This is a genomic window from Streptomyces vietnamensis (genome assembly GCF_000830005.1).
GTDB classification, from domain to species: Bacteria; Actinomycetota; Actinomycetes; order Streptomycetales; family Streptomycetaceae; genus Streptomyces; species Streptomyces vietnamensis.
Genome location: NZ_CP010407.1, coordinates 256,466 through 269,399, shown reverse-complemented (window position 1 = coordinate 269,399; position 12,934 = coordinate 256,466). Strand labels below are relative to the sequence as shown.

Sequence of the window (12,934 nt, the reverse complement as noted above, 5' to 3'; positions counted from 1 at the left end):
GCGGGAGAGCGTAGGAGGAAGCGCAGGGCACGGCAGAACCTCACAGGGGTGGTCATGGGGACGGGGGCGGGACAAGACCGCCGGGGAATCGCGCCGCGCGTCAGCGTCGGCCGCCTTGGAGACTGGCTGAGCCTTGGAGACCGGCCGAGCCGTGGAGACCGGTCGAGCCGTGAAGACTGGCCGACAGGGCTCGGCAGAGACGGCTACCGGAGGTGGTCCCTCAGCACCTCCTCCGCCTCGTCGAGCCGTTCACGCAGAACGACAGCGGCTTCCACGCGGTCCCGGGCGTACGCCTCCAGCGACTCGGTGACGGGTCCGAGGCCGTCCACGACCGTGTTGAGCGGATACACGGTGCACCCCAGGTACGCGGCCGTCAGCCGCACCACGCTCACCAACTCCTCCACCGGTACGGCCGGATGACGCCGGTGGTAGACGGCGGCGAGGCGGCCCATCCCCTCGGGCCAGTCCGGCTGGGCGAGGACGGTACGCGGGTCGAGTGCCAGCCGGCCGAGCTCCCACATGAGGCTGCGCCGCCCCGGCGCGGCGAAGTCGATCACCGCAGCGACACCGTCCCCGCGCAGGAGCACATTGGGGCCCGACAGGTCCCCGTGGACCAGCTGCGAGACCGTCCGCCCCGGAGCCCTCTCCAACAGTCGCTCCACCGCCGGCAGCCCGGCCAGCCGCTCGCGTGCCGTCTCCAACGCCCACCGCTCGAAGTCCGTACGAGGAGGATCCGTCTCGTAGCGGTGAACGAGGCCTTCGAGCCGGGACCGGCTGCGCACGGGGTCGACCGCCCTGTCGCGGGCATCGAGCCGGGGCGGCCCGAACCGGTGGCGGGCCAGGCCACGGTGCAAGCGTCCGATCGCCTCCCCGACGGCCTCCCATCGACGTCCGGTGAGCCGGCCGTCGGCGGTGACCGTGTCGCGCAGGTATCGGGTGACCGACATGGTCACCTTCCCGTCCGAGGCGACCAACTGCTTCTGGCCGACCGTGTAGCGGGCGCGGGCGACGGGTACGCGATGCAGCCGGGCGTACTCGCTCAGCGCGGCGGCGCTCTCGGCCGTCTCCCGGCCTGTGCCGGCCGGGTAGGTCTTGACGAACCAGGCGGTGCCGGTCTTCGTGGTGGCCACGTAGTTACGAGTCGCGGTCCCGGACGGACCCGGAGCCATCGACGCCGGAACGATGCCGAACTCGGAGGCGAGCATCAGTGTCACGAGCGAGATCCGGTCTCGGGGGGTTGCGGTGCTCACGACGGGTCTCCTTCACGTGCGGGTCTCGCGCTGGGACGCGAAGCGGGCGGGGGCGGAAGCGATCAGCGGTCCTGGGAGAGTTCCAGCAGTTCGGCGAAGGTTCCGCCGCCGTGGACGAGGTCGTCGTACCGGCCCTGTTCGGTGATCCGGCCGTGCTCCATCACGACGATGTGGTCCGCGATCCGGGTGTTCTCCAGGCGGTGGGTGACCACGATCGTGATGCGGTCGGCGGCGATGGCCTTGATCTGCTCGAAGATCTGGTGTTCACCGCGCGGATCCATCTGGGAAGTGGGTTCGTCGAGGATCAACAGCCCCGGGCGCCGGTACAGGGCCCGGGAACACGCGATGCGTTGCCACTGCCCGCCGGAGAGTTCCGTGCCGCCGAAGACATCGCGGGACAGGAGGGTGTCCAGGCCGGCGGGAAGGTCCTCGACGGCCTCGCGAAGACCGACCGCGTCGACGGCCGCCCACACCGGGACGTCGTCGTGGGTACGGGGCTGCCCGAGGGTGATGTTCTCGCGGACGCGCAACGGCCACTGCGCGAAGATCTGCGGCACCAGGCCGGTGTTCGCCCACACCGTGGCGGGGTCCACCTCGGCGAGGTCGGTGCCGTTCCACGTGACCCGCCCCTTGTCCGGCAGGTAGATCCCGGTCAGCAGCCGGGTGAGCGTGGACTTCCCCGAGCCGTTCGCGCCGACGATCGCGAGGATCCGGCCCCGCTTCAGAGTGAGGGAGACACCGTCGACGGCGGGCTTGTCCTTGCCCGGGTACTGATAGACGACCTCCTCGAGCCGGATCTCCTCTGTCGGCGCGGAGTGCTTGCGGGGCCCGCGCCGGGGCGTACGGGCGGCGGCGTCGTCGAGGAAGGACTGCATGTCACTCAGGTACAGGCTCGTATGGAAGACCGCGGCCCCGTTGACGACGACCTGGGACAGTGCGGCGAGCACGGTCTGGACGGCGATGACAGCCGTGGCGGCGACCGCGAGCTCGATCCGTCCGGACACCACCAGCCACGCGAGGGCGCTCCAGGTCGCGACGAGGAAGACACCGCCCGCCAGCGCGGACAGCAGAGCGATCCGCAGGGTCCGTGGGGCGGCGGCCAGGGTACGGCGGTCGCAGCGGTCGGACAGGGCCCGGTACCAGAAGACCAGGTAGTCGGCCATCGAGTTGGCGCGGACCTCGTCGCCGTACTTCGATGTGGTCGCCCACCAGCGCATCATCCCCCTGACATTGCGGTCCGCCACATTGGCGTAGTGGATCTCGTAGTCGACCCGGGCGGTCAGGACGGCGCCGACACCGGCCGGCAGCACGGCGAGCAGGAGCAGCGGCAGCATCAGCGGGTTCAGTACCGACAGGACACCGCCGGCGGTGACCATGCGGATCAGCGCGGACAGGAACCGCTGTGCGTCCGCGACCATCACGTGGCTGCGCATCACCCCCATCTCGGCCGCCTCGTGCCGGTCCGAGAACCCCTCCTCCGCGTACGCGGACGCTTCGACCCGGCACACCACCTCGACCAGGGAGCTGTCCGTCTCCGTCGTCAGCCGCGGGGTGATCCTCCGCTCCGCGTACGCGGCCACCGCCGCCGTCCCGCGGCCCAGCGCGGCGGCGAGCGTGACGACCAGCAGCGCCGGGACGGCTCCCTGCAGCCTGTCATCGGCGGAGCCGTCGCCGAGAACGGGCTTCATGGCCCGTGCGGTGGCCGTCAGCAGCACTGCGGCCGAGATGCCCGCGACCGCCTGGCAGACGAGCAGCAGCTGCACAGCACGCCGATCGGTCCGCCACGCCAGCCGGGCGATCCGGTTCAGGACGGCCGGGAGCTGCCCGCACATCCGCCGGAAGGACACCTCGGCGAGCGGATTGACGGAGTACTGCCCGCTGTACGTGATCTCCGCCGGTGGGGGCGGAGGCGGCGGGGTGATGTCCCGCTCTTCGCGGGAGGCGGCCGAGGTCAACGTGGTTCCCCCTGACGGTTGTCCGACGTGGTCATGAGGTTCAACGACACCGGCGGGATATCGAACACATGTGTTTCGGTCTCCCTCGGAACCCCGAGATTCGGGGCGCGGCGGAGGGTGGAGGATGCATCGACCCGCCTCCGACAACAGGACCAGAGAGAAGCGGAGTTGGCCGAAACGCCGGTGGTGCCGGTTCGTGCGACTCTGCCGACCCGCGATCGTCGCGGCCCCCCCGAAGCAGGGGAGTTGTCGGATTCTCAAACCATAATGAACCACCCTAATTCGCTGCTACGCTCGACCGCCTGACAGCCCCCGGTGCCACCGGACGGCGGTACCGGGCCATGCCGAACTCGGGAGACTCCCATGAAGGTCTTGATCACCGGCGGCGCCGGATTCATCGGCTCCACCATCGCGTCGCGATGCCTGGACGAGGGCATCGAGGTCGTGATCCTGGACAACCTGTCGACCGGCCGGGCCGAGTTCGTCAAGGACAGGACCTGGTACCGCGGCAGGACCGACGACGGGACGCTGATCGACCGCATCTTCGCCGACCACCCCGACATCGTCGCCACCATCGGCTGTGCCGCCAAGATCGTCGTCCCCGAGTCCGTCGCCGAACCGTTGCACTACTACAGCGAGAACGTCGCCGCCGGCCTCGCACTGATCGGGCACCTGCTGCGCAACGGCTGCGAACGGTTCCTGTTCTCCTCCTCCGCCGCGATCTACGCGCCGGGCCTGGGCATCACCGAGCAGGCCCCGCTCGCCCCGATGAGCCCGTACGCACGGACGAAGGCGCACTTCGAGCAGGCCCTGGAGGACATCACCGCCGGAACGCCGCTGAGGGCCGTCTCCCTGCGCTACTTCAACCCGATCGGTGCGGACCGCAAGGGCCGTAGCGGCCTCCAGGTCCGCCGACCCACGCACGCCCTGGGCGTCATGATCGACAAGTACCACGCGGGCGAGCCGTACCCGATCACCGGAACCGACTGGGAGACCCGCGACGGCACCGGCATCCGCGACTACGTCCACGTCGAAGACCTCGCGGACGCCCACATCGCGGCCGTACGCCGCTTCGACACGATCACCTCCAACGGCCCCGACGGCACCGCGTACCGCGTCATCAACCTCGGCTCGGGCACCGGCACCACCGTCCGCGAGCTGATCAAGGCGTTCGAGAACGTCACCGGCAAGCCGCTGCCCACCGAACTGGTCGGCCGCCGCCCCGGCGACAACGCCGGCGCCTACCCCGACATCACCCTCGCCCACGAGCTCCTCGGCTGGAAGCCGACCCTGACCATCGAGCAGGGCATCGCCGACTCCCTGGCCTGGTACGGCCGCCGCGACCTCGTGCTCACGGAAGGAACCGAAGAATGATCCCCGCCCCTTACGGGCCGCCCGACCGGCGACGAGCATCCTCGTCGCCGGGTACGGCGCCCTTGCCTCCGGGTCCCTGCCCGACCTGACCGGCCTCTCGGGTGCGGCCGTCACCCTTGCGAGCCGCCACCTCACCGGGTCTCCCGACCCGAGGGTCACCCTGATCCGGCCCGGCGCCGTCGACACCACCCGGCCCGACGCGATCCTCGGCGTCTACGCCCGCCTCCTGCCGCCGCTCCATCGACCGGGACGTCTCGGTCGACTCCACCGCCGTGCGGGCGCATCAGCATGCGGCGGGCGGCCACCCGGCTTCGACGAACAGCGGTACAAGAAACGCAGCACCGTCGAGCGAGCCGTCAATCGGCTCAAGCAGCACCGAGCGGTAGCCACCCGCTACGACAAGCGCCGCTGCGTCTGCCTCGGCACCGCAGCCGCAGCAGCCCTCACCATCTGGCTCCGAACGTGATCGACCTGGCAGTCCCTAAGGCGCGAGCGTGTCGAACCAGCGCACGATCTGGGGCCCCGCCAGCTTGAAGGACCCGTTGTGGTCGGCCTTTCCGTGGTCGACCACGGGGGCCGTCACACCGTTGCGGGCCAGATCAGCCGCGCAGCTGATGGAGTTGGCGATCGGCACGTCCGTGTCGCCGGCCGCGCCGTGCAGCCGTACGGGCACGTCGGGCTTCCAGTCGCAGGTCCCGTCCTGCGCCTCGAGCGCGGCCAGCAGGCCGCCGTCCGGGTGCCGCAGCCGCTCGTAGAAGCCGTCGGTCAGCAGCTCCTTCACCGAGCCGGGCAGCTTCGTGACGATGTCCTCCTCGGTGTGCCGGGTGTCGAAGAGTTCCTCCACGTATCCCGCGTACGGCTGCCGGAAGGCCTCGGCCGGGTTGTCGTAGACGGGGTGCAGCCGGTTCTGCGCGGTGAGGAAGTACGACATGTAGAAGACACCGCTGATGTCGTTGACGCGGCCGTCGAGCAGGGCGGGGATCTCGGCGCCCTGCAAGTCGTACGGTCCGGCGACCGGCGCGAGCGCCCGCAGCCGGAAGTGCCGGTCCGCGCCCCGCGCCAGCTCGCGGCCCAACGCCATGGCGACCTGGCCGCCTTGTGAGAACCCGGTGCCGTACACGTCTCCGGTGAGCGGCCTGCCGAGCGCACGCGCGGCGGTGCGGGAGGCCCGCAGCATGTCGAGCGAGGCGGAGACGGAGGAGGCGGTGTCCATGTAGGGGTGGAGGCCGGGGCCCTTGCCGAGCCCGAGGTAGTCGGGTGCGGCGACGGCGCGGCCCGCGGCGGCGTGCAGATAGGGCGCGTACAGCCCGAAGTCCTCGGCGACGGACGGCGCGTAGTCGCGGTGGACCATCGTGCCGTGCGTGTCGGCCACCAGGTCGAGCCGGCGCTCGCCACCCTTGGGGAGCACCAACAGGCCGGTGGCGGTGGTCGGTTCGCCCCGAGGCGTCAAGGTCCGGTACGTGAGGCGGTAGCCGCGCACACCGTGGCGCACGGTCGCCGGGTCGATGTCGGCGCCCTTGAGGAACGCGGCGACCTCGGCCCGGCTCAGGTCGGCGACGGGAGTGACACCGAGAAGGGCCCCGCGCCCCGTGCTCTGCCGGGCCGGGCGGGGTTCGGACGCCGCGACCGCCGGGGCGGCGGCAAGGGCGGCGAGGACGACGGCGGTCGCGGCGGCCAGGGACTGGCGTACTCGCCTGCGCCGCATGGCCTGTCGGAAGCGGGTGCGGGTCGTGGTGTGGGTCATGACGACGACGCTACGGAGCCGTTGATCACCGGGACATCCGATGGTCCCCCCGGCCGGGGTGGGGCCGACCCCACCCCGGAACCAGGGAATCCCCCCGGGCGAAGACGGCGGGCCCGTCGGACATCGGCAACCTCCTCGTCGGCCACGGGACCCCCGCCACCGTCGGGTTCGGCGTTCCGTACGAGGGTCTGCACGGCATCGACGGGCGCGCGTCGCCGGCCGAACTCCCCACCGTCCACACCGTCCACGAACAGGCCGTCCTGAGTCTGTTGGGCATCCGGTGACCGGCCCCGGCCGGGTTGGTGGCTTCACCGTTCCCGCCGTCCCGTGGCAGCCCGGCAACTCCGGCGGCACGCTCGGCTTCGTCGCTGCCGGGGCGTCGATGGAGAGTGTCGGCCCGGCCGCCGGACAGGCGTCCGTGTCTTTGCAGGGGCGTCCCGTCCAGAGGGTGCCCTACCAGTGGGTGAAGTCGTGGACGCCTGCGGGGGCGTAGGGGTCCTGGGCGGGGGAGCGGTCGCTGTCGAGTCCGTCGGGGACGAGTGAGGGCAGTGCGGCCATGAGGGCGGTGTTGCCGGCGCGTACGCGGCCGTTCTCGTCGTGGAGGGAGACATCGGGCCCGACGGAGCCTGCGGTGCCGGGTGCGGTGACGTACAGGCGCGCGGTGGCGGGGTCCCGCAGCAGGAAACCGTCCGGCCGCAGGCGGCTGCCGTCCTCCGGATCGTCCTGGGGCCAGAGCATGGAGGCGGCCGCGCGGAGTGCGTCGCCGAGCTCGAACGTGACGTGGTCGAGGGCGTCGAGCATGTGTCGGCGGGCATCGGCGAGGGGGATGCCCAGGGGGTCGGCGCCGGCGGGGACGGGGGGGGATGGACGAGGGCCTGCCGGAGGGCCGCGATCAGGTGGGTCCAGGGGAGGTTGTCGCCCTCCGGATGGACCAGGGGCACGTCGTACGCCACGGAGTCCTCCGGCCGGAGGCCGTCCCAGAGAACGACACGGGTGACACCTCGATAACGGTTCGTCACTGAGAGTTCCGGGAGTTCGGAGGACCGGCTTCGGCGTCGGCTGCGTGAGGGCGCGGCTGCTCGACGACGGCTCTGGCCGGTCCGGACACCGCACTGCTGCCGAGCACTGGCCCACAACGAAGCGCCGCCGATACGGTCCATGCGTGTGCACCTACGCCTTCGTCCACTACAAGCTGCACTACGCGTGCGTATCGTGCCGGATCAGCTTCAAACGGCATCCCCGCGATGCCGGACACACGTGCCCGCGCTGCGCCGGGCCGCTGCTGTGTGCGGGACACGACTTCGCGGCACCCCGCCGCAGCAACCGAAAGGCGTGGTCGGTGGTCGCGGCGGTCCTGGGCGCCGGGCTGCGTTACGAAGGCTTCGAAACCTGTGGTTGCGGGCGGGAGCCGAAGTTCCGCCCCCGTACCCGTGCCCAGTTGCGCGCCCGCCGCATCGTCGCCGCTCGGACCGGCACCCCGCTCGCGGAAGTGCTCGGTCGGGCCGATCCGCTGGAAACCCACTGATCCCAGCAAGGGCGGGTAACGGCGGAGAGCGTCGGCCCGGCCGGGGGCGACGAGCCGTGACGTGCGCCTTCGCTTTCCTACGCGGGCGGTTGGAGAATGCTGCGGGGGCCCGCACAGCGGGCGCCTTCCTGTGTCACCCGCCGGCGTAGCTCGCGGTCGGCCGTGACCACCAGACACGGCCGGCCGTTCGCGTTCCGGGCCAGTTCGGCGATCAGGTCGTCGCCGCTGCCGGGAGCTTCCTCGACCCGCACGCCGGGCACCGAGGCGACGCCCCGGGCGCCGCCCTCGACGACCAGGACGATCTCGTACGGCCGCGGGTACGGGCCGTCGGCCGGTCCTCCGGTCGCGGCGAGCCGGTCACGCAGCCGCTCGGCGGCTCCGCGCCGGTCGCGCCACCAGCCGTCCGGCACCGATCCCACGACGTTGGCTCCGTCCACCACCAGCAGGGGACGGAGAAGCGGGTCATCGGCGTTCACGGCTCCATGATGCCAAGGAACCGACCTCCACGTACGCGGCGGAGGGAAGGTCCCGGTGGAACAGGCGGGTCGTGTCGGGACGAGGGCGACCAGGAGACGGAGTGGAGTACGGCCGCCCCGCCGAAAGTATGGAGGGGGTCGCTGCCTTCTGGGCGGGGGACCAGCCATCGGGTGGATGTCCCCTGCGCGGCCGTGGACGAGGGTGGGGCCATGGACGACGAGACACCGTTGGCCTTCTCGGCCGCCGCCTCCCCGACCCGCCTCCGCCCCCGTACCCCCGGGCACCCGCGTTCCCGCCGGACCTCCGGGAGCGCAGGGGTGCTGGGGTCGGCCCTTCTCACGATCGCGACCGGGGCGCTCCCGGCCCAAGCGGCCCATGCCGCGCCGCCACGGCCGGTGATCCGCGTGGATGCCGACCGGGACGGTCTGGTCACCCCGGCCGACGACGCCGGCAAGGGCGCGTGGGCCCAGGACCGCGGCGCGCTGATGCTGCCCAACGTGGATGACGACCAGCGACGCTGCCCCACCGCAGGCCCCGGAGGCGAACGCCTGCCCGACGAGCGGCTGGCGGACTGCGGTGACGCCAAGGACACCGTCGTCAATGGTGCCGCCGACCTCGCCGACCTCGCGCCGGCGCACATCACCGCCACGCGTGTCACCGCCGGCACCACGGCCACCGTCGCCGCCGACCCGGCCTCCCGGACGTACGTCCGGATCTTCGCCCGGCGTCATGGCCGCATGGTCCTGCTGAGGCCCGAGGACCGGCTGACCGCCGACGAACTGCGCCACGGCGTACGACTCGGCGGAAGCCGCGTTCCGCCGCGATCTGCGCCGCGGACTCGACCGGGCCGGGCTGCCCGCACCGCTGTACAACTACCCCACCGGCGGGGACGTCTGGATGCAGGACCTCTTCAAGACCGCCTACGCGTCCATCCCCGCGCCGCGCGGCAGGGAGCACCGGGTCACCGTCCTCGTGCGGTCCGCGGACGTGATGCCCGGCACGGCCACCCCCGCCTTCCCCCTCCGGGACGCCTCACGGAGCGCGTTCCCGCTGCTCCGAGGCCCCGGTACGGGAGTGATACAGGAGTACGACGCCACGCGCGTCGGCGGGGACGACAGCCGGTACTACGGTTCGTTCAGCTCCACCGGGAACTTCGGCACCCTTCCGCCGTACACCTGGCGGGGCCGGCGCTATCCGGTGGGCCGGGTGGTCTACGGCGGGACGGGCGGCAAGGAGTCCCCGGACGCCTCCTTCACCCGGATGCTCGCGGCGCAGGGGTACCAGCAGCCGATGGCCCTCGACACCAGTTGGCTGGGGGTCGGGCACATCGACGAGTTCCTGTCCTTCGTCCCGGCCCGGAACGACCGGGGCTGGGTGGCCGTCGTCGCCGACCCCGACCTGGGCGGAAACTCCTGGCAGACCTCGTGGAGCAGGGCCGGGGCGGCGAGCCTCTGGTCCGCGGGATCGCGCCGCAGGACACCGCGAAGCCCGGCCTCACCGTCGCGGGCGCCCTGCGCGACCCCGCGCTGACCCGCGGCACCGAGATCGCCCGGCAGGGCATCGACTCCGCTCTGCGCACCCTGCGCGAGGAAACAGGACTGATGAGACGTCACATCGTTCGCGTACCCGCCTTGTTCGAGGAGCTCGACCTGCCCGCCGGATACCCGCGCCGGGACCTCGTCGCCAACTACCTGCCCGGCGCGGCCAACGGAGTGAGCACCGGCACCGGGGTCTACCTCGCTCGGTGGCGCAGCTGACGTCGACGACCGGCGATCCGGTGCTCGACACTCGGGTGGCTAGCTCAGCACCAGCAGCACCGCCAGGGCGACGAGGAGGGAGTCGATACGGTCCAGCAGACCGCCGGAGCCGGCAAGCCAACGACCGGCGTCCTTCACCCGGGCGCCTCGCTTGACCATCGACTCCAGCAGGTCGCCGAGCGGCCCGCCGACCGCCACGGCCACCGCCGTCTGCCACGTCAGGGACGACAGCACGGCGAGCGTCAGGAGTCCGGCCGCCGCCCCGGCCAGCGTGCCGCTCCACCGTTTGGCGGGCGACAGCGCGGAGAGCCGGGGGCCGCCGAGACGGCGACCGGCCCCGTACGCGACGATGTCGGCGATCGACACGGCCACGAACAGGACGAGGCCCACCGCACCCGACGGGACGAGACCGGCCAGGGCACCCAGCCACACGAGCCCGAGCACGCCCGCCCCCAGGCGGCGGAGCCCGTGCTCGGCGTCGCCCGACAGCAGGGGCACCCCCGCGATCGCGAGCGCCCCGACCGCCGCGACCCGAAGCACCTCACCGGGAGCCAGCCAGGCGGTCAGGACGAGCCCGACGACCGCTGCGCCGAGCACCGCCCGGTCCACCGCGCCCAGCCGCAGCAGCCCGCCGAACTCCGCCACCGCGACCACCCCGACCACGGCCGCGAGCACCGCGATCCCTGGCGGCCCGAGCCAGAACGCGCCCGTGACCACGGGTACGCCGAGCGCCCACACACACCAGCGGACCATCAGCTCACGCCGCCGGGTCGCCGCCACCGCGAGCCCGCCGATCGCCAGTGCTCCGCCGAGGTACGGCACGAGACCGGGGACCGTCGTCACCGGGAACCCCCGCCGCCCGGCACATCCGCCGCCACCGTGACCGGTGCCGCCACCGCCACCGTCGCCCGCGCGCGCAGCGCGTCCAGGGCGCTTCGGCACGCCGCCACGATCCGCTCGTTCTCCGCCGTGTCGCGGACGGCGATCCGGACGGTCCGTCCCTCGTACGCCGGGGACATCGGCGACAGGTCCCGCAGGTAGACGTCGTGGCGTCGGCACTCGTGCACGAGCCGGGCCGCGCTCGGTCCACTCGGCGGCAGGGTCACGGTGAGGAAGTTCGCCACTCCCTCGTCGACCGAGGAGAAGCCGTCGAGCTCCGAAAGTCCGGCGGCGAGCCCCCGCCGCAGCACCGCGGTACGCGCCCGGCGTTCCGCGTAGTACCCGGGGTCGCGCAGCGCCGTCACGGCGGCCAGCTGGGCCGGCAGGCTCACGGGCCACGGCGGCGTCCAGCGGCGCAGCTCCCCGGCCGTGTCCGGGTCGGCCACCAGATACGCGGCCCGCATTCCCGACAGCGCGTACATCTTCGACAGCGACGTGCACACCACGACCCGGGCATCGGCCGAGGCGAGCCCGGCCAGCGACTCCGCAGGATCGACATAGCCCAGATACGCCTCGTCGATCCACCAGCGGGTCCGCGCGGGAGAGGCCTCGATCACCGCGCGCAGCGCGTCGGCGGGAGCGTGGCGGCCGGTCGGGTTGTTCGGATTGACCACCACCACGAGGTCGTACCGCCCGCTCCCGGTCGCGGCGGCGAGCCGAGCCGGATCGAGCAGCCAGCCGTCCTCCCGGCGCAGCCGGAGCCGGTCCACCTGGCAGCCGATCACCCGCTCGGTGACATGGGCGTACTCGCCATAGCTCGGATCGAGGAGCAGTACCCGGCTCCCCGGCGTCAGCCACCGGCCGAACGCCCGGAAGATCAGATCGGACGAACCCGCCCCGACGACCAGCGACTCCACCGGCAGACCACGGCTTTCGGCGATCTCCGCGAGCAGCCCTTCCGCGCCCGTCGGCGGCGAGGTCCGCGCCGCCCATCCCGGATCCTCCGACAACACCGCGCGGACCTTCGGAGACGGAGGGAACCAGGCGTCCAGCACATCGGCCGCGACCACCTCGTGACGGCGGGTCAGCGTCCGGAAGTCCGTACCGATCGCGGAGAAGAAGGCACCGCCGTGCTCGCAGCCGTCCGCGCGCGGCGCGAACTCCACGTCCAACCGCCAGTCGAGGCCCGTCCGCAGCCGCTCCAAGGTCCGGCCATGACGCTCCCGGACCGTCCTCGTCAGCTCGGCCACGGAGCCGCTCAGCACCTCGAACGAGACCGCGCCCGAGCGGACCGTCCGCCCCACCGGCCGCAACCCGGCGGCGAGATACATGTCAAGCAGCTCCGTGCGTCCCATCGCCACCACCCGGCGGCCGCCCCGCGCCGCGACCCAGCGCAGCGCCGCGTACATGAGGAGCGGCGCCGCCACGGTGGACCGCCAGCGCTCCTCGACGGTCAGGACGCGGATCTCGAACGGCGCCTCTTCCGACAGGACCGGCAGCTCCTCGCGCGTCAGGTACTTGTCGAGGGAGTAGCGGCCGACCCACGGCGGAGTGAGGCTGACGAAACCGATCCGCGTCTCCCCACGCGCGGCCACGAGATACACGTTGTCGCCGTCGAGCCCGTCGCTCAACCGCCCGGACGGATGCACCGGATGCTGGCCCAGCTCCTCCGCGTACACCCGGTGCCGCAGCTCGTGGATCCAGTCGTGATCGTCGGGCGTGGCTGCGCGCAGCTGTATGGCATGGTCCATGCGTATGTCTCCCTGAGACGGTCCGGCGTTCGCGCCCCAGCATGCAGAAGCCCGGCAGGCGACACCTGAGTACGGGTACTCACTTGGGTCACCGAACCTCCTTTAGCCCCTGGTGATTCGTGACGGTCAGGGCTCCCATGATCCAGACCGGCTCGATGATCGGATGGGCGGCCGTGTCCTGAGTGGCAGCATGCCGTGTCATGGCGGGTGACAGATCCAGCA

General features: G+C 72.2%; 9 protein-coding genes and 1 pseudogene. 3 read left to right on the top strand and 7 right to left on the bottom strand.

Annotation, left to right across the window (positions count from 1 at the left end; genetic code table 11):
* Positions 1–203: 203 nt before the first annotated feature.
* Both SVTN_RS01295 and SVTN_RS01290 read right to left on the bottom strand, forming a co-directional pair.
* Positions 204–1,250, bottom strand: coding sequence for a phosphotransferase enzyme family protein (locus tag SVTN_RS01295; protein WP_052498844.1), 1,047 nt, complete (start codon positions 1,248–1,250; stop codon positions 204–206).
* A 62-nt stretch (positions 1,251–1,312) separates the two neighbouring features.
* On the bottom strand, positions 1,313–3,205 hold the full coding sequence (locus SVTN_RS01290; RefSeq protein ID WP_041127425.1) for an ABC transporter ATP-binding protein: 1,893 nt from the start codon (positions 3,203–3,205) through the stop codon (positions 1,313–1,315).
* Positions 3,206–3,568: 363 nt separating this feature from the next.
* Here SVTN_RS01290 and galE point away from each other — a divergent pair, with 363 nt between their 5' ends.
* Positions 3,569–4,579 (top strand): UDP-glucose 4-epimerase GalE, encoded by a 1,011-nt coding sequence (gene galE, locus SVTN_RS01285; RefSeq protein ID WP_041127424.1) that lies wholly within the window; start codon positions 3,569–3,571, stop codon positions 4,577–4,579.
* A 481-nt stretch (positions 4,580–5,060) separates the two neighbouring features.
* Here galE and SVTN_RS01280 read toward each other — a convergent pair whose 3' ends face one another.
* Together SVTN_RS01280 and SVTN_RS01275 are read right to left on the bottom strand one after the other, a co-directional pair.
* Positions 5,061–6,323 carry a hypothetical protein gene (locus SVTN_RS01280; RefSeq protein WP_052498843.1) on the bottom strand — a complete coding sequence of 421 codons (1,263 nt, stop codon included), beginning with the start codon at positions 6,321–6,323 and terminating at the stop codon, positions 5,061–5,063.
* A gap of 453 nt (positions 6,324–6,776) precedes the next feature.
* Positions 6,777–7,124 carry a hypothetical protein gene (locus tag SVTN_RS01275; RefSeq protein WP_041127423.1) on the bottom strand — a complete coding sequence of 116 codons (348 nt, stop codon included), beginning with the start codon at positions 7,122–7,124 and terminating at the stop codon, positions 6,777–6,779.
* Between the two features lie 361 nt (positions 7,125–7,485).
* Between SVTN_RS01275 and SVTN_RS41715 the strand changes: the two genes are divergently transcribed.
* Complete coding sequence (locus tag SVTN_RS41715) at positions 7,486–7,848, top strand: hypothetical protein (protein ID WP_174518221.1); 363 nt, start codon at positions 7,486–7,488, stop codon at positions 7,846–7,848.
* Positions 7,849–7,925: 77 nt separating this feature from the next.
* Here SVTN_RS41715 and SVTN_RS01270 read toward each other — a convergent pair whose 3' ends face one another.
* A complete protein-coding gene (locus SVTN_RS01270; RefSeq protein WP_041127422.1) occupies positions 7,926–8,324 on the bottom strand; it encodes a PIN domain-containing protein in 399 nt (132 codons plus the stop codon).
* An 826-nt stretch (positions 8,325–9,150) separates the two neighbouring features.
* On the opposite strand from SVTN_RS01270, the pseudogene SVTN_RS44110 reads away from it, so the two are divergent.
* Positions 9,151–10,082, top strand: a pseudogene (locus SVTN_RS44110) (protein-arginine deiminase family protein).
* Between the two features lie 39 nt (positions 10,083–10,121).
* Here SVTN_RS44110 and SVTN_RS01255 read toward each other — a convergent pair.
* Together SVTN_RS01255 and SVTN_RS01250 are read right to left on the bottom strand one after the other, a co-directional pair.
* Entirely contained in the window at positions 10,122–10,925 is an 804-nt protein-coding gene (locus SVTN_RS01255; protein WP_174518220.1) for a phosphatidate cytidylyltransferase, read from the bottom strand.
* Positions 10,922–12,712, bottom strand: a complete 1,791-nt coding sequence (locus tag SVTN_RS01250; RefSeq protein ID WP_041127419.1) for a histidinol-phosphate aminotransferase family protein — start codon at positions 12,710–12,712, stop codon at positions 10,922–10,924. Before SVTN_RS01250 ends, SVTN_RS01255 begins: the two co-directional genes overlap by 4 nt.
* Positions 12,713–12,934: the final 222 nt, after the last annotated feature.